The organism is Roseobacter cerffii (assembly GCF_054226325.1).
The window spans coordinates 2,081,810-2,100,279 of the sequence record NZ_CM135757.1 but is presented as its reverse complement, the minus strand read 5'-3'; the positions used below and the strand labels follow the sequence as shown (position 1 = coordinate 2,100,279).

Here is an 18,470-nt window from a genome sequence, read left to right as displayed (position 1 = left end):
TGGACTTTCAGGCCACCCACCCTAATGCGGCACCCTCTCTTTACCGCTGACGGCGGCAACGAGCGGTGCGATCACCCGTGTCACCACCGGGATCAGCAGCATGCCGAGCACGAGCCCGAAGATCCCGTCAAAGATCGCCGTCACCAGCCATTCGCCGAAGCCTGAGCCTGGAGAGACTGCGACCGCGATGTCATGGATCGTGTCGTAAAGCCACGAAAAGCCCAGCACATCCAGCCCGTGGATGATGATCGACCCACCGACCCAGAGCATGGCGGCGGTGCCGACGATGGTCAGCAGCTTCAGAAGCTTCGGCATCCCCTTCACGAGGGCGGCCCCAAGCGCCTGGCCTGCATCCGTCCGCCCATTTGCCGCAAACCACACGCCGACATCATCCATCTTCACGATGAGCGCGACGGCGCCATAGACAAAGGCGGTCACAGCCACACCCGCAAAGGCCAGCGTCGCCGCCTCGAACCAGAAGCTGTCGGCCTCAATGTTCGATAGGATGATCGTCATGATCTCCGCGGACAGGATGAAATCCGTCTTGATTGCGCCCTTCACCCGCGTCTCCTCCAGATGCAGCGGGTCGCCGACCGACATGTCCTTCTCCACATGCGCATCGCCATGGGGAAAGAGCCAGTGAAAGACCTTCTCGGCGCCTTCGAAACACAGATACGCCCCGCCGAGCATCAGCAGCGGGGTGATCACCCAGGGCGCAAAGGCGTTCAACAACAACAGCGCAGGCATCAGAACAATGAGCTTGTTGAAAAGCGAGCCCTTGGTGATTTTCCAGATGATCGGCAACTCGCGGTCTGCCTCGAAGCCGGTCACATACTTCGGCGTCACGGCGGCATCATCGATCACGACCCCCGCGACCTTCGAGCCCGCCTTGGCCGCCTGCCCCACCACATCGTCCACCGAGGCGGCCGCGACCTTGGCAATGGCCGCCACATCGTCCAGCAACGCAAGTAACCCGCTCATCCCGATGTCCTCTCCACAGACTGCCGATGCAACGCAGAGGTAGAGCGATGGTTCCCGTTTGGCAATGCGGAGATGGTCGCGCTAACAGGATCGCGTCGCAACAGACTGTTGCCAAGGTTTAACGCTAACACGCGGAAAACACGTCGTTTTAACCATTCCGCGGTGCAGCGATTCCGGGTATAGAGGCAGCATATGTTGGGTTTGGAGAGTGATCATGACCATCAAAGTCGGTATTAACGGATTCGGACGCATCGGGCGCTGCACATTGGCGCATATCGCAACATCCGGACGAAACGACATCGACGTGGTTGCGATCAACGCGACCGGCCCGCTGGAAACCTCCGCTCATCTCATCAAATACGACTCAATCCATGGCCGCTTCCCCGGCAACGTGGTGGTGGGCGCCAACTCCCTCGATCTGGGGCGCGGGCCGATCCGCATGATGTCGACCTATGACATGAACGATCTCGATTGGGCCGGCGTCGACGTGGTGCTGGAATGCACCGGCAAGTTCAACGACGGCGACAAAGCCAAGACCCATATCGACCGTGGTGCCAAGCGCGTGCTGATCTCGGCCCCCGCCAAGCGCGTCGACCGGACCATCGTCTACGGCGTGAACCACCGCGACCTGTTGCCCAGCGACGCGGTGGTGTCCAACGGCTCCTGCACCACCAACTGCCTTGCGCCGATGGCCAAGGCCCTGGATGAGGCCATCGGCATCGAGCGCGGGATCATGACCACCATCCACTCCTACACCGGCGACCAGCCCACGCTGGACCGCCGCCATGATGATCTCTACCGCGCCCGTGCGGCAGCGATGGCGATCATCCCGACCTCAACCGGGGCCGCGAAGGCGCTTGGCGAGGTTCTGCCCAATCTGGCGGGCAAGCTCGATGGCACCGCGATGCGCGTGCCCACGCCGAATGTCTCGGCGGTGGATCTGACCTTCGAAGCCCCGCGCGATGTCACGGTCGAGGAGGTCAACGCCGCCCTTGAGGCCGCTGCCAACGGGCCGATGTCCCGCGTCATGGGCTATGACCCCGAAGCGAAGGTCTCCATCGACTTCAACCACACCGAGCACAGCTGCATCATCGCACCTGAACAGACCAAGGTGGTCGGCGGGCGCACGGTGCGGGTTCTGGCGTGGTATGACAATGAATGGGCCTTCTCGGCACGTATGGCCGATGTCGCCGTCAGCATGGGCCGCCTCGGCTAGTCTCTCGCGGCTTGCGGGCCCCGAAACAGGCTGTCATACCATGCGCGTCGGGGCCGCGGCCCTGGTTGAGCATCGGGCGGAGAAGGCTTTCAATGACAAATCGCATCGCGCTTGTCCTGGGCGTGCTCATCATCGGCTTTGTGATGGTGGACATGCTGCTGTTCGGGACCGAGCATGTTGTCTTTGTCGGCAAAAAACTCTTTGATCTGATCGAATGGCTCTCCTTCTGGAGATAAGGCATCCCGGGTGAGCGCGCCGCCTCCGCGCTCCCCGACAAGTGAAAGAACAACGATGGCACTCAGGCTTGGGATTAACGGATTTGGCCGCATCGGGCGGACGGTATTGCGCGCTCTGATGGAGAGCGAACGCACGGACATGCAGGTCGTCGCGATCAACGATCCGGCGCCCGCCGAGACGCTGGCGCATCTCTTCGAGTTCGATTCCATCCATGGGGCATTCCGAAGCCCGCTGAGTTACTCCAAAGCGGGGCTGGACCTTGGGCGCGGGCCGATCCGCATGACTGACATTCAGGACCCCGGCGCCATCACCTGGCCCGATGTGGACATTGTGCTGGAATGCAGCGGGCGCTTCACCGATCCGGTGCGCGCACAAAAACACCTGTCACGTGGGGCGCGTCGCGTGCTGCTCTCCGCCCCGGCCAAGGGCGCCGCAAAGACGATCATCACTGGCGTGAACGATCACCTGATTACGGCGGAGGATTTTTTCATCTCGAACGGATCCTGCACCACCAACTGCCTCGTGCCGATTGCTCAGATCCTGCATGAGGCCTTCACGATCAAGCGCGGCATGATGACCACTGTGCATTGCTACACCAGCAGTCAGAGCCTGCACGATGCGCCCCACGCCGATCTCTACCGCGCCCGCGCAGCGGCGGTGTCGATGGTGCCCACAACCACCGGCGCAGCGCAAACGCTGGGCGAGGTGCTGCCCGAACTCGCAGGCCGCATCACCGGTCAGGCGATCCGTGTGCCGGTTCCGAATGTCTCCTGCATCGACCTTTCGGTGGAGGTCGCAACAGAGACCGACCCCGAGACTGTGAATGCCGCCTTCCGGGCGGCAGCTGAGGGCCCCCTCAATGGCATCGTATCAACCACGGCGCGCAAACTGGTGTCATCAGACTTCAAACGGGACCCGCACAGCGCCATGTTCGCCGAAGACCAGACGCGCGTGCAGGACGGCACCTGGGTGCGGGTCCTGGCGTGGTATGACAACGAATGGGGCTTCTCAAACCGCCTGATCGAGGTCGCGGCGCGGATGGGGCGGTTTGCCTAGGTCTTGCCGAGCCGGGTCAGCAGCGCGGTGCGCACCTGCGGGGTGACGAACTTGCTGATATCCCCGTCCAGCCGCGCAATCTCTTTCACCAGCTTGCTGGCGATGGCCTGATGCTCGGCCTCGGCCATCAGGAAGACCGTCTCGATGGTGTCGTCCAACTGCCGGTTCATGCCCACCATCTGATATTCATATTCGAAATCCGCGACAGCCCGCAGCCCGCGCACGATGATCTGGGCGCCCACGTCGCGGGCGCAATCAATGAGCAGGTTCTCAAAAGGGTGCACGACGATCTCGATGCCCGTCTGGTCGGCAAGCTCCGCGCATTCCGCCTCAATCAGCGCCACCCGGGCTTCGAGATCAAAAAGGGGCCCCTTGTCGCGATTGATGGCCACGCCCACGACAAGACGGTCAAGCAGGACTGCGGCGCGTCGGATGATGTCGATATGGCCCAGGGTGATCGGGTCGAAGGTGCCTGGATAGAGTCCAACGCGCATGTGGGCTCTCCTGTCGTGGATATTGCGGCCAACCGACCACTTCAGGCGGGCGATTGCAAGTCGTTAACGCGCTGTGGTGGGCTCAGTGGCCCATAATCATGCCTTCCAGCGCGTCCTTCTCCATCGCCAGCTCCATCAGCTTGGCCTTGACCACATCACCCAGCGAGATCACACCCACCAGCTTGCCGCCTTCCACAACCGGCATATGGCGAAACCGGCCATCGGTCATCTTCTGCAGGACATGATCGGCGGCATCATCGCTGCCGCAGGTGACCAGCTTGGTCGTCATCAGCGTATCGACCGAATGCGACAGGCACCCTGCCCCACGCGCCCCGATCTCGCGCACGATATCCCGCTCTGACAGGATGCCATCAGGGGAATTTCCATCGCGCGACACAACCACGGTGCCGATCCGTTTTTCGGACAGGACCTTCGCGGCTTCCGCCACCAGTGTGGTCGGCGACACTGTCACAATGTCATGTAAAGCCTTGGTTTTTAGAATTTGAGACACCAACATGCCACACCTCCTCAAGCCGTGTTGTGTCACTCCAGCGTCTCCGCAAAGCTGCGCCAAGTCAAGCCAACGCTTCCAGCCGTGCAACTTCTGCGCGCAAACCAGCGGTGAGTGCCTGCGCAAAGCGTCTCAACCTGAGGTTACGCCGGTCATCGGCGTGCCGAATGAGGTAAAATGCTCGGGCAAGGCTCAGCCGATCGGTCAAGATGCGCCGTACTCCAGGCATCGCCGGAACGGAGAAATCATGGGCGATGCCGATCCCACCGCCCTGCCGAATCCAGTTGATCTGAACCGAGACCGAATTCGACGCCAAGGGCACACGGGCGATCCCCAGATCGCTCAGATAATCCAGCTCGCGATCAAAGATCATGTCCGGGATGTAGCCAACGACGCGATGGCCGTGCAGGTCGTCCAGACCTGCGATCGGTGGATGCGCAGCTAGGTAGGTCTCGGACGCGGCGAGATGCAGGCGGTAGTCGGTGATTTTCTGCACCACGAGGCGCCCGGCGGTCGGCGCGCTCACCGCAATGGCCATGTCCGCCTCGCGCCGCGAGAGGTTGAACACGCGGGGCAAGGCGACGATCTGCACGTCGAGGTCCGGGTTGTCATCGCAGATCGCCGCACAGACCTGTGGCAGCAGATAGTTGGCGCAGCCATCCGGCGCACCGATCCGGATTTGCCCGCTCAGCGCTTCCGAGGCGGCAGGCAGTTCGGCAACCGCGTTGCGCATCGCCCGCTCAGCCGTCTCAGCCCGCGCAAAGAGCGACTGCCCCGCATCGGTCAGCGCATAGCCCTGCGGCGACTTCGCAAACAGCGTGGCCTGCAGCGCACGCTCCAGCCGCTGCATCCGGCGGCCCAGGGTGGCGGGATCAAGCCGCAGGATCTTCCCCGCGCCAGAGAGCGACTGCTCGCGCGCCACGGCGAGAAACAGCCGCAGATCGTCCCAGTTTGCCTCCATCCGCCCATCCTTTCAGCGCCCGCAGGTCAGCTGGCTTTGCAAAAACACAAAATGACTTTGCCACCTTCCCCCTTTCAGGCTGCTTTTTGCAAGACTATGCTGCGCGCAATCACAGCTGTGCCCGGGCCACGCATCCCGCCCGTGTGCGATCATCGCGGAGGACCCTGATGCAAGAACTCACCCATTACCTCAACGGCGAACACGTCAAGGGCACCTCGGGCCGCTTTGCTGACGTGATGAACCCCGCCACCGGCGAAGTGCAGGCCAAATGCCCGCTCGCCTCCAAGGCCGAAGTCGAACAGGCAGTGGCCTATGCCGCTGCCGCTCAACCCGCCTGGGCGGCCGTGAACCCACAACGCCGCGCGCGGGTGCTGATGAAGTTCGTTGATCTGCTGAACCGCGACATGGACAAGCTAGCCGAAGCGCTTAGCCGCGAGCACGGCAAGACCCTGCCGGACGCCGCCGGTGACGTGCAGCGGGGCCTTGAGGTGGTGGAATACTGCATCGGCGCGCCGCAGCTTCTGAAAGGCGAATACACCGACAGCGCGGGCCCCGGCATCGACATGTATTCCATGCGCCAGGCCCTGGGCGTGACCGCCGGAATCACCCCGTTCAACTTCCCCGCCATGATCCCCATGTGGATGTTTGCGCCCGCCATCGCCTGCGGCAACGCCTTTATCCTCAAGCCCTCCGAGCGGGACCCGTCGGTCCCGCTGATGCTCGCAGAACTCATGGAAGAGGCCGGGCTGCCGAAAGGCGTGTTGCAGGTCGTGAATGGCGACAAAGAAGCGGTGGATGCGATCCTCTATGACCAGACGATCCAATCCATCGGCTTTGTGGGCTCCACCCCGATTGCCGAGTACATCTATGGCACCGGCTGCGCGCAGGGCAAGCGTGTACAGTGTTTCGGCGGTGCCAAGAACCACATGATCGTCATGCCCGATGCGGATATGGATCAAGCCGCGGACGCGCTGGTCGGCGCGGGCTATGGCGCTGCAGGCGAGCGGTGTATGGCGATCTCGGTGGCGGTGCCCGTAGGCGATGAGACCGCCGACCGGCTCATCGAAAAGCTGGTGCCCCGGATCGAAAAGCTGAAAGTCGGCCCCTATACGGCGGGCAACGACATTGACTATGGCCCCGTGGTGACCGCCGCCGCCAAGGCCAATATCGAGCGCCTGGTGCAAACCGGTATCAACCAGGGCGCCAAGCTCGTGGTCGATGGGCGTGATTTCAGCCTGCAGGGCTATGAAGACGGGTTCTTCATCGGCCCGCATCTCTTCGACAATGTCACCAAGGACATGGACATCTACACAACCGAGATCTTTGGTCCCGTGCTCTCCACCGTGCGCGCGCAGAGCTATGAGGAAGCGCTCGGGCTCGCCATGGACCATGAATACGGCAACGGCACCGCGATCTTCACCCGGGATGGCGACGCGGCGCGGGACTTCGCGAACCGCGTGAACGTGGGCATGATCGGGGTGAATGTGCCGATCCCGGTGCCGCTGGCCTATCACACATTCGGCGGCTGGAAGAAATCGGTCTTTGGCGACCTGAACCAGCACGGGCCGGACGCTTTCAAGTTCTACACGCGGACCAAGACGGTCACCTCGCGCTGGCCCTCGGGCATCAAGGAAGGCGGCGAGTTCAACTTCAAGCCGATGGAATAAACGAATAGGGGCGGCTCGATGAGCCGCCCCTGACCGTGTAAAGTTTTACGCGATTTGAATTACTTGCGCCGGCGCATCAAGCCCATGCCACCCAAGGCAGCAATGAGCATCCAGCCCGCCGCCGGCAGAGGCACGGGCGAGATGTCTTCATAGGAGACCTTCACGCCCTTGAGCTTGAAGTTGTCCCAGTTGTCACAGTCATAGGCCTTGCCCCACTTGTGACAAATCCGATCAGCGGCACCGATGCCGAACATCGTGCCGGTCCATTCGCTGTTGAAGTCGTAGTAACCGTAGCCATGCCCGGTGATGTCAACGTTCTGATAGAACGCACCTGCGTCCTCGCCATCGACCATAGAGAACGAGAAGTCATCGTCGCTGTCTACCAGGCTGAAATACAGACGCTCGATTGTCACAGTCTTGTTGAACGACAGCTTGATCACTTCGTCATGCGAGTGGCTGTCCACCTGGTGCGAGTCGCCCCATCCGGTTGTGACACCAAGGCCACCGCCCTTGACGTGCCAGGAGCGGGTGTGCCGGTTCCAGTAGTATTCGTACCCGTACTGTCCGATGCGACGCACATCGCCGATGGAGCCATCCTCGTTCATCAGGTGCCCCGTCGCGGAGAGGGTCAGATCGCCGTTCGTGAATTCGAGGCTTTCGCCTGTCGCTTGCAGACCCGCGTGGCCGACGAGGTTGAAATAGGCGTGAACCGGCGCCGCGTAAGTCGCCGCCGCAGAGAGGGCAGAGAACGTGGCTGCCAAAGCAATTTTCTTGAAGAGCATTCCAATACACCTTTTAAAGTCTTGGCGCGGTCCGACGTCGGGCACACGCTCACTCTTTATTAAAATTCTTATAACGTGAGCGAAGTTCCGCCGCAAAGGAATAATCGAGAACAGTAAATTGCTACCCTGCGTTGTGCCTCATATCTGGATTTCGAAATATAATATTATATTTCATTGCATTAAGGTGAAAACCTAATGTATTTGACTTGCACAATTTGTAAACAATCACTGCTTCCTTGCAAAGACTAACCCGACAATTCCCCCTAATATCTTGAATGGAAACAGTCTGTTCTCGCATGGCGATAATATCTATTGACGGGAATCTTGTGCCTCGAATCGGCTGCACCACAAGGGCCCTGACCCTCGACCAAGGCATATACTGCCGCTTGAAAGCGGCTTCGGGCCAAGCGATACACACAAGGCGAAGCTTCAGCGCGGGGAAAGCATGACCGATATCCTGATCCGACACACGGGCGCTGCGGGCCGCATTACCCTTACCCGTCCGAGTGCGTTGAACGCGCTGACCTACGAGATGTGTCTCGCCATCGAGCAGGCCCTCGATGACTGGCGAAGCAACCCGGATGTGACGCAGGTGGTCATCGATGCCGAGGGAGACCGCGCCTTTTGCGCAGGCGGTGATATCGCCGAGATGTACCATACCGGCACCGCAGGCGATTTTGACTACGGACGGCGTTTCTGGGCGGATGAATATCGGCTGAACGCCAAGATTTTCGACTATCCCAAGCCGGTTGTCTCCTTCTTGCAGGGGTTCACCATGGGCGGTGGCGTGGGCATTGGCTGTCACGGGTCCCACCGGATCGTCGGGCAGAGCAGCCAGATCGCCATGCCGGAATGCGGCATCGGCCTTGTCCCGGATGTAGGCGGATCGCTGATGCTCGCATTGGCCCCCGGCAGGTTGGGCGAGTATCTCGGGACCACCGCGGCCCGCATGTCGGCGGCAGATGCGATCTATGCCGGGTTCGCCGATCTCTACATCGATGAGGAGAGATGGCCGCAGTTGATCGCGGCCCTCGAGGCGGGCGCCTCGGTCGATTGCCTCACGGATGCGGCCACCGCGCCCCCCGAAAGCACGCTGGAGGACATGCAGGACGATGTTGATAGACACTTCGGTGGCGAGCAACTCGCCGATATTCTCAACAGTCTCAGGACTGATGACAGCGACTTTGCCGCCACGGCGCTGAAACAAATGGGGCGCAACAGCCCGCTGTCGATGGCCTGCACGATCGAGATGGTGCACCGGCTGCGCGGGCCGTCGCTGAGCATCGCCAAGGCCCTTGAGCTCGAGTATCGCTATACCTACCGGGCGATGGAGCATGGGGATTTTCTGGAAGGCATCCGTGCCGCGATCATCGACAAGGATCGACGCCCAGCCTGGCAATACGCCGACCAGAGCGTCCCCGCCGTCGCGGTCAGCAAGATGCTGATGCCACTGGGAAAAAACGCGTTGACGCTGGAGGAGAACAGCATGCAGACACTCAAGGTCGGATTTGTCGGGCTGGGCAATATGGGCTCACCGATGGCGGCGAACCTCGCCAAGGCGGGCTGTGCGGTCACGGGCTTTGACACCGTTGTCACGGAAGCCGAAGGCGTGGCAATGGCCGAGACCGCGACCGCCGCGGCGCAGGGTGCGGACATCGTGATCACCATGCTGCCAAATGGCGATATCCTGCGGTCGGTGGCGGCCGAGATCCTGCCCGCGATGGCCAAGGGAGCGCTGTTGCTGGACTGCTCGACGGTGGACGTGGAGAGTGCCCGGGCGGTTGCGGATCAGGCTGCAGATCTCGGGCTGCTCTGTGTCGACGCGCCGGTCTCCGGTGGGATCGGTGGCGCGGCGGCAGGGACGTTGACTTTCATGGCGGGCGGCTCTGACGCGGGTTTTGCGAAAGCCCGGCCGCTTTTTGAGATCATGGGACAGAAAGCGGTGCACTGTGGCGCGCCCGGCGCCGGACAGGCGGCGAAGATCTGTAACAACATGATCCTCGGGGCGACGATGATCGCGACCTGTGAAGCCTTTGCTCTGGCTGACAAATTGGGCCTCAACCGCCAGAAGATGTTCGACGTGGCGAGCACCTCATCCGGGTATTCGTGGTCGATGAATGCGTATTGCCCGGCGCCCGGCGTAGGCCCGCAAAGTCCCGCGGACAACGGGTATCAACCGGGATTTGCGGCGGAGTTGATGTTGAAAGACCTGGGCCTTTCGCAACAGGCGGCCGAGGCCGTTGGTGCGGACACACCTATGGGCGCGCGGGCCCTGGAGTTGTACCGGCAGTTCGTCGAGGAGGAAGATGGCCTCGGCCAGGATTTCTCGGCGATGCTGCCCAGATTTGCGGCCAAGACCCGGGACTAACGGGCTCGGCATCTCTCCGCCCATGAGGATCGTTGCCGGCAAAAATGCCGGGGGTCTATATTGCGCGCGGCCCATGGCACACCCAAATTCTGAGTATAACCGTCAGATTTAGGAGATGCCCCATGCAAGATGAGAAGAGCACCCCCACCTCCATCAACACGATAATCGAAAAGCTGAAAACCGACATGACCCTGACCGCGCCCGGATGGGTTTTTGCGGTCGCTGGTGTCGCGGTGCTGGTCCTGATTGGCGCGGCACTGGACTGACACCGCAGCGGAGATGAGTCTGCTGTCGGTACCCTGTCTGTATCGCGTCGGTTTTACGTCGGTATCACGTCGGTGCGCAGCGCACGGGCCGTAAGCCCCGCGTTAACGGTTGAGCTGGGGAGCCCCGCCGGGCCGGGCGTGCGCAGCACGCGCGGCCCGGCGGGGCCTCGGCGCTCTTATTCGGCCGCTACGCGTTTGGCGTGCGACAGCATCGGTTTGAGATATTTTCCCGTGTAGCTCTCGGCGATCTCCGCCACTTCTTCCGGTGTACCGGTCGCCACGATCTGGCCACCACCGTCGCCGCCCTCGGGGCCAATGTCGATGATATGGTCCGCCGTTTTCACAACATCTAGGTTGTGCTCGATCACGATCACGGAGTTCCCCTGATCGACCAACTCGTGCAGCACTTCGAGCAGTTTGCGGACGTCTTCGAAGTGCAGACCCGTGGTCGGCTCGTCGAGGATATAGAGGGTGCGACCGGTCGAGCGCTTTGAGAGCTCCTTTGACAGCTTCACTCGCTGTGCTTCGCCCCCCGAGAGGGTCGTGGCCTGTTGGCCCACCTTGATATAGCCGAGGCCAACGCGCATCAGCGCATCCATCTTCTCGCGGATCGAGGGCACGGCGGAGAAGAATTCCTGCGCGTCCTCCACGGTCATGTCGAGCACATCCGCGATGCTCTTGCCCTTGAACTTGATCTCCAGCGTCTCGCGGTTGTAGCGCTTGCCCTTGCAGGTCTCGCATTCCACGTAGACGTCGGGCAGGAAGTGCATCTCGATCTTGATCACACCGTCGCCCTGACAGGCCTCGCAGCGCCCACCCTTCACGTTGAAGCTGAACCGCCCCGGCTTGTAGCCGCGCGCCTTCGCTTCGGGCAGCCCTGCGAACCAGTCACGGATGGGCGTGAAGGCGCCGGTGTAGGTGGCGGGGTTGGAGCGCGGGGTGCGCCCGATGGGGCGCTGGTCGATGTCGATGACCTTGTCGAGATGCTCCAAGCCCTTGATCGTTTCACAGGGCGCGGGCGTCTGCCGCGCGCCGTTGAGGCGCATGGAGGCGGTCTTGAACAGTGTCTCGATGGTCAGGGTCGACTTGCCACCGCCCGACACGCCTGTCACGCAGACGAATTTGCCCAGCGGGTAGTCGACGGTCACATTCTGCAGGTTGTTGCCGGTGGCGCCCACAACCTGGATCGCCTTTTTCTTGCCCGCGCGCCGTTCCGCGGGAATGGCGATTTCGCGGACACCGGTGAGGTATTGCCCGGTGATGGATTTCTTCGACGCGGCGATCTTGCGGGGGGTCCCATGGGCCACCACTTCGCCACCGTGCACACCGGCACCCGGGCCGATGTCGAAGACGTAATCGGCCTCGCGGATTGCCTCTTCGTCATGTTCTACCACAATCACCGTGTTGCCTTGATCGCGCAGGTTCTTCAGCGTCAGCAGCAGCCGATCATTATCGCGCTGGTGCAGCCCGATGGAGGGTTCGTCGAGCACGTAGAGCACGCCCGTTAGCCCTGAGCCGATCTGCGAGGCGAGCCGGATGCGCTGGCTTTCGCCGCCCGAGAGCGTGCCCGCGTTGCGGCTGAGCGTGAGATATTCGAGGCCCACATTGTTGAGGAACCCGAGGCGCTCGCGAATTTCCTTGAGGATGGCGCGGGCGATCTCGTTCTTCTGCGCGGTCAGATGCTCGGGCACCGTCTCGCACCAGTCGAAAGCTTCGCGAATCGACATTTCAACCACCTGCCCCACGTGCAGCAGCTTCTCCGCATCGTCGGAGGGGCCAAGCTTCACCGCCAGCGCCTCGTCGCGCAGCCGGTAGCCGCCGCAGGCGCCGCAGGGGCGGTTGTTCTGGTAGCGCTCGAATTCCTCGCGGATCCAGTTGCTGTCGGTCTCGCGGTAGCGGCGCTCCATGTTCGGGATCACGCCTTCGAAGGTGCGGGTCACCTGATAGACGCGGCCACCCTCGTCATAGCGGAAGGCGATTTCTTCCTCGCCCGAGCCGTAGAGGAAGACCTGCTGGACCTTTTCCGGCAGGTCCTTCCACTTGGTCGATTGCTTGAACTTGTAGTGTTTCGCAATAGCTTCAATGGTTTGCAGGAAGTATGGGGACTTCCCCTTGCGCCAGGGGGCCAGCGCGCCATCGGCGATTTTCAGGTTCTGATCCGGCACAACGAGCCGTTCGTCGAAGAAGAGCTCGACCCCGAGGCCGTCGCACTCCGGGCAGGCGCCGAAGGGTGCGTTGAAGGAGAACAGGCGCGGCTCGATCTCGGGGATGGTGAAGCCGCTGACCGGGCAGGCGAATTTTTCCGAGAAGGTGGTGCGTTCCGGGTCACCCTCGCTGGGCGCGGTCTCCAAGATCGCGATGCCATCGGCGAGGTCGAGCGCGGTGCGCAGTGAGTCCGCAAGCCGCGTCTCAAGCCCTTCGCGGACGACGATGCGGTCGACCACCACGTCGATGTCATGGCGGAATTTCTTGTCGAGTGTGGGTGGTTCGTCGAGGTCGTAGAAAGACCCGTCAACCTTCACGCGCTGGAAGCCCTGCTTGCGCAGCTCGAGGAATTCCTTGCGGTACTCGCCCTTGCGATCGCGGATGATCGGGGCGAGGAGATAGGCGCGCGTCCCCTCCTCCATCGCCATTATCCGGTCGACCATGTCCTGCACCTGCTGCGCCTCGATGGGCTTGCCGGTGGCGGGCGAGTACGGCGTGCCGACGCGGGCGAAGAGCAGCCGCATGTAGTCGTAGATCTCGGTCACCGTGCCGACGGTGGAGCGCGGGTTCTTCGAGGTGGTTTTCTGCTCAATGGAGATCGCGGGCGACAATCCGGCGATATGATCCACATCCGGCTTCTGCATCATGTCGAGGAACTGCCGCGCGTAGGCGCTGAGCGATTCGACATAGCGGCGCTGGCCCTCGGCATAGATCGTATCGAAGGCGAGCGAGGACTTGCCCGAGCCGGAAAGCCCTGTAATCACAACGAGTTTGTCGCGCGGGATGTCCACGTCGATGCTCTTGAGATTGTGCTCGCGCGCACCGCGCACTTCGATGTGTTTCAACTCGGCCATCAGCCACCCCCGTTCAACGTGCTAGACATAGGCGGAATGGCCGGGAGTGCCAATGAAAAAATGAGAACGAAGCGGGAACTTCACGCCTGCTGACGTTTCCTGGCAAGAGCGAGATGCGCGCAGGCGCCGAGCACGAAGGCTAGCCCCGCGAGAAGCGGCAGCCCGGCATAGCCGAGGCTGCCTGCGGTGATGGCCATGATCGGGGTGCCAAGGGTGTTGCCGATGTTGCCGGTCTGGGCCAAAGCGCCGTTGGCGCGGGCCTGGGTGTCGGCGGTGCGGTTGAGCTGGGGCACGGCGGCAAAGCTGGCGCCCTGGATCAGACCCATCGTGGCGGCGAGCGCAAGGCAGGCGGTGGGGGCGCCGGGGGCGAGCCAGAGCCCGATCATCGCGAGGATGCTGCCCGCAAAGCCGATCAGGATGACGTTGATCGCAGGGACGAAGCGCAGGAGGAAGACGCCCAGGGTCATCGACGAGGCGATGCTCACAAGCGGCATGGCACCCATCACGAAGGCGCGGACCTCGGGGGCGATGTAGGCGGGCAGAACGGTCAGGATCGAGACGAAGCAGAACGTATAGAACAGCCAGCCGATGGCGGGTGCCGAGATGTAGGGCGAGCGATAGATCTCGACGTGGTCGCGCAGGACCTTGCCGAGCGAGAGCGCCGGGGCGTCAGTATCGATCTCCAGCGCCTTGAGGCGGTACGCGAGCAGCAGCGCGAAACCGGCCATGTAGAGGCCATGGGCGGCAAGCAGTGCCGGGATGCCCTGCCAGGCCACGAGCGGCAGCCCGGCCCAGGCGAGTATGGTGAAGGCGACGCCGAAGAAGGTGCCCCAGAGGGTGAGCGCGAGGCCGCGGTCTTTGGGCGCGCAGATCTGGGCGATGAGCGTCGGTGTGGCGACGACGATGGCGAGGTGCGAGAGCCCTTCAAGCCCGCGGCTGAGCAGCATCCAGGGCAGCGGCGGCAAGAGCGCCTGAAAGAGCGAGAGCGCGGCGCCGATCCAGAGCGCCCAGAGGAGCGCGCGGCGGTAGCGGATGCGGGCGACCATCACGCCCGCCGCGACGCCAAGAAAGATGCCGAGGAAGCCGACCACCGACACGATCAACCCCAGCGCGGCCCCCGCCTCCGGGTAAACGACGGGCAGCTGGTCGAAAATCGCGCTGAACTTGCCGTATTGCGCGGCGGCCCCAAGCCCCGCGCCCCACAGCGCAAGGACGAGACCCCAAGGGGTTTTCGGTTCCGTGTCACGGGACGGCATGTGAGAAGATCTCCGCCGGGACCATCCCGGTCTGCCTAGGTATGACGAAGCCGGCGGAGGTCGTCCAGCTTAGTATTTCTAAGCCTGGGCGCGCCGGGTCCGCCTGTGCAGGGCGCCAAAGGTCGCAATGCCCATCAGGGCCAGCGGCAGCGCACCTGGCAGCGGCACGGGCGTCAGGTCGGGCGTCGGCTCGGCACTGATCACCGAGCCTGGCCTGCCGCTCCGGGAGGGCGAGCAGGCCCCGCAGTCGAGAACGCCAGTCGGAGCAGCCGAGAACATGTTGAGGGTATCGCCAATCAGCTCAAGCTCCGCCACGGGCGTGTCGAGCACACCAAATCCGCTGTAGCCAAAGCCAAGCCGAAAGTGCCGCGGCCTGTCAGGTCCGAACCAGTAGGTCTGATCGTCGGTTTCAAAGTTGAGAAAGCTGTAACCTCTTTGCGTGTAGGCATTGACCACATGCCCGGCGCTGGCGCTACTGAAGATTTGGCCCGGCAGGGGCCCAGAGTTGGCCGAGGCCAAACCTTCCGAGACGCTGATGTTCCAGGCCGCAACGCTGTTGGCCTCGCTGTCCCAAACAAAGCTGCCGACCGCGGAGCCGCTGTTCTCAAGCTCGATATCAAATGTCCATGTGATGGAGGCGGCCTGACCCGATGCGGCCCAGATGCTGAAATAGAGCGCGGTGACGAAACGTGAAATACTCATACCGGAGGTCCTATCTGTAGGAGGTGCGCCGGCCCGACGGACCGGCGGCCGCAACATGAGTTCAGATGGCCCGTGCCACAACCCGTATCGCCGCAGGACGCTGTTGCAAAAACGCAGGATACTGTTTCGAGGCAGTCCCCGAACGGGTGAAGCCGATGCTCTATCGGCGACCACACTCTGACAAGACAAGGCCAAGCGCGTCGGAAAAACCGGTCATATTGACCTCGACCGATCCGAAGCCCTTGCTCCCAGCACGCACCAAGCCTCCACTATTTGCAGCTTCCAAGAGTTTCCCCACGACAGAATTTTCCTGCCTCTTCGATACCCAGGCGTTAGTGCCGTCCGATCTCATCCGATAGTCACGCCCCGCCACGTTGAGGAAGATGCCCACCGAACGCGACATGCGTTTGTTCGAAAAGATGGATATTTGCGGATTGGCCTGATGAGGGAATTGCGTGACAGCCAAGATGTACTCCTGAGCCGCCTCTAGATCCTCATAGAGGAAGCTCGCCGCCCAACAGGTCTTAGACCGGTTCTCACCGTCCACAAACACCGCCCAATTCCCATAGACTGCGGTTGGGCTCACCTGCTGAGCGTGCAGGGCCCCGGTCATCGCAACAAGCTGGCTGCACATCAGACAGCAGATCGCAATCATGCGTTTTGCGACCGTCGCGCCGATCACCCTATTGTCGCTTCCCGTCCTGAACACAGCCCGGCGCATCTACATATGGATGACGCGCCCGTAGGCGTCGAGCACGGATTCGTGCATCATTTCGCTGAGCGTCGGGTGCGGGAAGACGGTGTTCATCAGGTCTTCTTCGGTGGTCTCGAGCTGGCGGCCGACCACATAGCCCTGAATGAGCTCGGTCACCTCGGCGCCGACCATATGGGCGCCCAGAAGCTCGCCCGTTTTGGCGTCAAAGACCGTCTTGATCATGCCTTCCTGCTCGCCAAGCGCGATGGCCTTGCCGTTGCCGATGAAGGGGAAGCGGCCCACCTTGATCTCGTAGCCCAACTCCTTGGCCTTGGCTTCGGAATAGCCGACAGAGGCGACCTGCGGGTGGCAGTAGGTGCAACCCGCGATGCTCTCGGGCTTCACGGGGTGCACGTCGTTATGGCCCGCGATCAGCTCGGCGACCATGACACCTTCGTGTGACGCTTTGTGCGCGAGCCACGGGGCACCGGCGATGTCGCCGATGGCATAGAGCCCGTCGACGCCCGTGCGGCAGAACTCATCGGTGACCACATGGGTGCGGTCGATCTTGACGCCGAGCGCTTCGAGCCCGAGGCCTTCCACGTTGCCGACGATACCAACGGCGGAAATGACGGTGTCGAATTCGTGTTTCTCTGTCTTGCCGCCCGTTTCGATATGGGCGGTCACCTTGCCCTTGCCGCGATCAAGCTGCTTGACCATGGCCTTCTGCATGATTTTCATGCCCTGCTTCTCGAAGCTTTTCTTCGCGAAGGCGGAGATTTCGGCGTCTTCCACGGGCAGCACCCGGTCCATCACCTCGACCACGGTCGTGTCGGCGCCGAGGGTATTGTAGAAGCTGGCGAATTCGATGCCGATGGCGCCGGAGCCGATGACCAGCAGCTTCTTCGGCATGTGCTTGGGTTGCAGCGCGTGCTTGTAGGTCCAGACCAGATCGCCATCCGCTTCCAGGCCCGGTAGTTCGCGCGCCCGCGCGCCGGTGGCGAGCACGATGTTCTTGGCGGTGAGCTCTTCGCTGCCCTTTTCGGTCTTCACCGTGACCTTGCCCTTGGCGGGGATCGTGGCCTCGCCCATCACGACGGTCACCTTGTTCTTCTTCATCAGATGGCCGATACCGCCCGAGAGCTGCCCCGCCACCTGACGCGAGCGTTTGACGACGGCGTCGAGATCATAGCCAACGTTGTCGGCCTTGAGCCCGAACTCCTTGGCGCGGTGCATGAGGTGGAAGACTTCGGAGGAGCGCAGCATCGCCTTCGTCGGGATGCAGCCCCAGTTGAGGCAGATGCCGCCCAGATGCTCTCGTTCGATGATCGCGACGGACATGCCGAGCTGGGCGCCACGGATCGCGGCCACATAGCCGCCCGGGCCCGCACCAATCACAATCAGATCAAAGGATTTCGCAGCCATGACATCTCCTCGCAGATAAGCCCCAAATATAGTTTACCGTTAAACTATATCCGGCAGCGCAGCAACACGAAGAGGAGCGCGACATATGCGCGCTCCGCAATGACGTCATGCTTTTGAGTGGCGGAGTGTCAGGCCGCTTTGGCCAGCTCCAGATTGCGGACGATCGCGCCATAGCCGCCACTGGCCGTGAACTCGACCTCGGCGGCTGTTGGCGTGCGCGCCAGAGCATCGTTCCGGAAGGGGAAGCGGCCGTAGGCCCGGATCACGGCGCGATGCGCCTGGGCATGCAGCAGGTTCTCGCGCCCGTGCTCGGGCATCCGCTCGCACATCAGGCGCACACAGCGGTCCTGGTCGCAGAGGTTCTCGGAGTGCATCAGCGGCAGGTAGAAGAACTGCCGTGCGGGCTCGTCGATCTTGAGATCCCAGTTCTTGTCGATGGCGGATTTCGCCGCCGCAAGCGCCACCTTGTCGCTGGCGAATGCCTTGGCCGTGCCGCGGAACATGTTGCGGGAGAATTGGTCCATCAGGATGATGTAGGCCAGCGCACCGGAGGGGTATGTGAGCCAGAGCGAGAAGCGGCCTTCGCAGGCGGCCTGCCAGGTCTCTTCGAACCGGTTCCGGATCGCGGTATCCAGCGCGTCGGACTGCTTGTACCAGCCCTCGGTGCCAATCTCATCCAGCCAGAAGCTCAGTATCTCTTCAGGGCCAACCATCACTCTACACTCCTTATCAACACACCATGTGGATATGTTACGTTCGATTTACAGGGTTCTCATAGTCACATTTTGCATCATT

Annotated in this window: 17 protein-coding genes and 1 pseudogene; 7 read left to right on the top strand and 11 right to left on the bottom strand. The window is 62.1% G+C overall.

The window, feature by feature from the left end:
• Nucleotides 1–21: 21 nt before the first annotated feature.
• Nucleotides 22–981: a DUF808 domain-containing protein gene (locus ACVC7O_RS10115; RefSeq protein WP_458325957.1), complete on the bottom strand. Its 960-nt coding sequence runs from the start codon at nucleotides 979–981 to the stop codon at nucleotides 22–24.
• 214 nt (nucleotides 982–1,195) lie between these two features.
• Between ACVC7O_RS10115 and gap (ACVC7O_RS10110) the strand changes: the two genes are divergently transcribed.
• The 3 genes from gap (ACVC7O_RS10110) (at nucleotide 1,196) to gap (ACVC7O_RS10100) (ending at nucleotide 3,490) form a co-directional block, all read left to right on the top strand.
• Complete coding sequence (gene gap / locus ACVC7O_RS10110; RefSeq protein ID WP_458325956.1) at nucleotides 1,196–2,197, top strand: type I glyceraldehyde-3-phosphate dehydrogenase; 1,002 nt, start codon at nucleotides 1,196–1,198, stop codon at nucleotides 2,195–2,197.
• A gap of 92 nt (nucleotides 2,198–2,289) precedes the next feature.
• Nucleotides 2,290–2,433, top strand: coding sequence for a hypothetical protein (locus ACVC7O_RS10105; protein ID WP_458325955.1), 144 nt, complete (start codon nucleotides 2,290–2,292; stop codon nucleotides 2,431–2,433).
• A gap of 55 nt (nucleotides 2,434–2,488) precedes the next feature.
• Nucleotides 2,489–3,490 (top strand): type I glyceraldehyde-3-phosphate dehydrogenase, encoded by a 1,002-nt coding sequence (gene gap, locus ACVC7O_RS10100; RefSeq protein ID WP_458325954.1) that lies wholly within the window; start codon nucleotides 2,489–2,491, stop codon nucleotides 3,488–3,490.
• On the opposite strand, the gene coaD is transcribed toward gap (ACVC7O_RS10100), so the two are convergent.
• From coaD to ACVC7O_RS10085, 3 genes are all read right to left on the bottom strand, one after another.
• Nucleotides 3,487–3,984 carry a pantetheine-phosphate adenylyltransferase gene (gene coaD, locus ACVC7O_RS10095; RefSeq protein WP_458325953.1) on the bottom strand — a complete coding sequence of 166 codons (498 nt, stop codon included), beginning with the start codon at nucleotides 3,982–3,984 and terminating at the stop codon, nucleotides 3,487–3,489. The two genes, gap (ACVC7O_RS10100) and coaD, sit on opposite strands and share 4 nt — an antisense overlap.
• A gap of 82 nt (nucleotides 3,985–4,066) precedes the next feature.
• Nucleotides 4,067–4,501 (bottom strand): CBS domain-containing protein, encoded by a 435-nt coding sequence (locus tag ACVC7O_RS10090; protein ID WP_458325952.1) that lies wholly within the window; start codon nucleotides 4,499–4,501, stop codon nucleotides 4,067–4,069.
• A 58-nt stretch (nucleotides 4,502–4,559) separates the two neighbouring features.
• Nucleotides 4,560–5,456, bottom strand: a complete 897-nt coding sequence (locus ACVC7O_RS10085; RefSeq protein ID WP_458325951.1) for a LysR family transcriptional regulator — start codon at nucleotides 5,454–5,456, stop codon at nucleotides 4,560–4,562.
• Between the two features lie 167 nt (nucleotides 5,457–5,623).
• On the opposite strand from ACVC7O_RS10085, the gene ACVC7O_RS10080 reads away from it, so the two are divergent.
• Complete coding sequence (locus tag ACVC7O_RS10080; RefSeq protein WP_458325950.1) at nucleotides 5,624–7,123, top strand: CoA-acylating methylmalonate-semialdehyde dehydrogenase; 1,500 nt, start codon at nucleotides 5,624–5,626, stop codon at nucleotides 7,121–7,123.
• Between the two features lie 59 nt (nucleotides 7,124–7,182).
• On the opposite strand, the gene ACVC7O_RS10075 is transcribed toward ACVC7O_RS10080, so the two are convergent.
• A complete protein-coding gene (locus ACVC7O_RS10075; RefSeq protein WP_458325949.1) occupies nucleotides 7,183–7,905 on the bottom strand; it encodes a VPLPA-CTERM sorting domain-containing protein in 723 nt (240 codons plus the stop codon).
• Between the two features lie 445 nt (nucleotides 7,906–8,350).
• Here ACVC7O_RS10075 and ACVC7O_RS10070 point away from each other — a divergent pair.
• The 3 genes and pseudogenes from ACVC7O_RS10070 to ACVC7O_RS10060 form a co-directional block, all read left to right on the top strand.
• Nucleotides 8,351–9,313, top strand: a pseudogene (locus tag ACVC7O_RS10070) (enoyl-CoA hydratase/isomerase family protein); the annotation flags it as partial.
• Nucleotides 9,314–9,391: 78 nt separating this feature from the next.
• Nucleotides 9,392–10,273, top strand: a complete 882-nt coding sequence (mmsB, locus tag ACVC7O_RS10065; protein ID WP_458326069.1) for a 3-hydroxyisobutyrate dehydrogenase — start codon at nucleotides 9,392–9,394, stop codon at nucleotides 10,271–10,273.
• A 122-nt stretch (nucleotides 10,274–10,395) separates the two neighbouring features.
• Nucleotides 10,396–10,539, top strand: a complete 144-nt coding sequence (locus tag ACVC7O_RS10060) for a hypothetical protein (RefSeq protein WP_458325948.1) — start codon at nucleotides 10,396–10,398, stop codon at nucleotides 10,537–10,539.
• 176 nt (nucleotides 10,540–10,715) lie between these two features.
• On the opposite strand, the gene uvrA is transcribed toward ACVC7O_RS10060, so the two are convergent.
• From uvrA to ACVC7O_RS10030, 6 genes are all read right to left on the bottom strand, one after another.
• Nucleotides 10,716–13,598, bottom strand: coding sequence for an excinuclease ABC subunit UvrA (uvrA, locus tag ACVC7O_RS10055; RefSeq protein ID WP_458325947.1), 2,883 nt, complete (start codon nucleotides 13,596–13,598; stop codon nucleotides 10,716–10,718).
• 80 nt (nucleotides 13,599–13,678) lie between these two features.
• Nucleotides 13,679–14,854: an MFS transporter gene (locus tag ACVC7O_RS10050; RefSeq protein ID WP_458325946.1), complete on the bottom strand. Its 1,176-nt coding sequence runs from the start codon at nucleotides 14,852–14,854 to the stop codon at nucleotides 13,679–13,681.
• A 78-nt stretch (nucleotides 14,855–14,932) separates the two neighbouring features.
• Nucleotides 14,933–15,556, bottom strand: coding sequence for a PEP-CTERM sorting domain-containing protein (locus ACVC7O_RS10045; RefSeq protein WP_458325945.1), 624 nt, complete (start codon nucleotides 15,554–15,556; stop codon nucleotides 14,933–14,935).
• A gap of 160 nt (nucleotides 15,557–15,716) precedes the next feature.
• The gene (locus ACVC7O_RS10040; protein WP_458325944.1) at nucleotides 15,717–16,238 is read right to left on the bottom strand and encodes a hypothetical protein; all 522 of its coding nucleotides are present in this window, start codon (nucleotides 16,236–16,238) and stop codon (nucleotides 15,717–15,719) included.
• Between the two features lie 39 nt (nucleotides 16,239–16,277).
• Nucleotides 16,278–17,675 (bottom strand): dihydrolipoyl dehydrogenase, encoded by a 1,398-nt coding sequence (lpdA, locus tag ACVC7O_RS10035; protein ID WP_458325943.1) that lies wholly within the window; start codon nucleotides 17,673–17,675, stop codon nucleotides 16,278–16,280.
• A gap of 128 nt (nucleotides 17,676–17,803) precedes the next feature.
• Complete coding sequence (locus ACVC7O_RS10030) at nucleotides 17,804–18,388, bottom strand: DUF924 family protein (protein ID WP_458326068.1); 585 nt, start codon at nucleotides 18,386–18,388, stop codon at nucleotides 17,804–17,806.
• Nucleotides 18,389–18,470: the final 82 nt, after the last annotated feature.

Bases quoted from the DNA above. Each gene is read 5' to 3' on its own strand.
- gap (WP_458325954.1), top strand. From the start codon at position 2,489: ATGGCACTCAGGCTTGGGATTAACGGATTTGGCCGCATCGGGCGGACG.
- ACVC7O_RS10115 (WP_458325957.1), bottom strand. From the start codon at position 981: ATGAGCGGGTTACTTGCGTTGCTGGACGATGTGGCGGCCATTGCCAAG.
- coaD (WP_458325953.1), bottom strand. From the start codon at position 3,984: ATGCGCGTTGGACTCTATCCAGGCACCTTCGACCCGATCACCCTGGGC.
- ACVC7O_RS10075 (WP_458325949.1), bottom strand. From the start codon at position 7,905: ATGCTCTTCAAGAAAATTGCTTTGGCAGCCACGTTCTCTGCCCTCTCT.
- ACVC7O_RS10105 (WP_458325955.1), top strand. From the start codon at position 2,290: ATGACAAATCGCATCGCGCTTGTCCTGGGCGTGCTCATCATCGGCTTT.
- uvrA (WP_458325947.1), bottom strand. From the start codon at position 13,598: ATGGCCGAGTTGAAACACATCGAAGTGCGCGGTGCGCGCGAGCACAAT.
- ACVC7O_RS10085 (WP_458325951.1), bottom strand. From the start codon at position 5,456: ATGGAGGCAAACTGGGACGATCTGCGGCTGTTTCTCGCCGTGGCGCGC.
- ACVC7O_RS10060 (WP_458325948.1), top strand. From the start codon at position 10,396: ATGCAAGATGAGAAGAGCACCCCCACCTCCATCAACACGATAATCGAA.
- ACVC7O_RS10030 (WP_458326068.1), bottom strand. From the start codon at position 18,388: ATGGTTGGCCCTGAAGAGATACTGAGCTTCTGGCTGGATGAGATTGGC.
- ACVC7O_RS10045 (WP_458325945.1), bottom strand. From the start codon at position 15,556: ATGAGTATTTCACGTTTCGTCACCGCGCTCTATTTCAGCATCTGGGCC.
- ACVC7O_RS10080 (WP_458325950.1), top strand. From the start codon at position 5,624: ATGCAAGAACTCACCCATTACCTCAACGGCGAACACGTCAAGGGCACC.
- ACVC7O_RS10050 (WP_458325946.1), bottom strand. From the start codon at position 14,854: ATGCCGTCCCGTGACACGGAACCGAAAACCCCTTGGGGTCTCGTCCTT.
- lpdA (WP_458325943.1), bottom strand. From the start codon at position 17,675: ATGGCTGCGAAATCCTTTGATCTGATTGTGATTGGTGCGGGCCCGGGC.
- mmsB (WP_458326069.1), top strand. From the start codon at position 9,392: ATGCAGACACTCAAGGTCGGATTTGTCGGGCTGGGCAATATGGGCTCA.
- gap (WP_458325956.1), top strand. From the start codon at position 1,196: ATGACCATCAAAGTCGGTATTAACGGATTCGGACGCATCGGGCGCTGC.
- ACVC7O_RS10090 (WP_458325952.1), bottom strand. From the start codon at position 4,501: ATGTTGGTGTCTCAAATTCTAAAAACCAAGGCTTTACATGACATTGTG.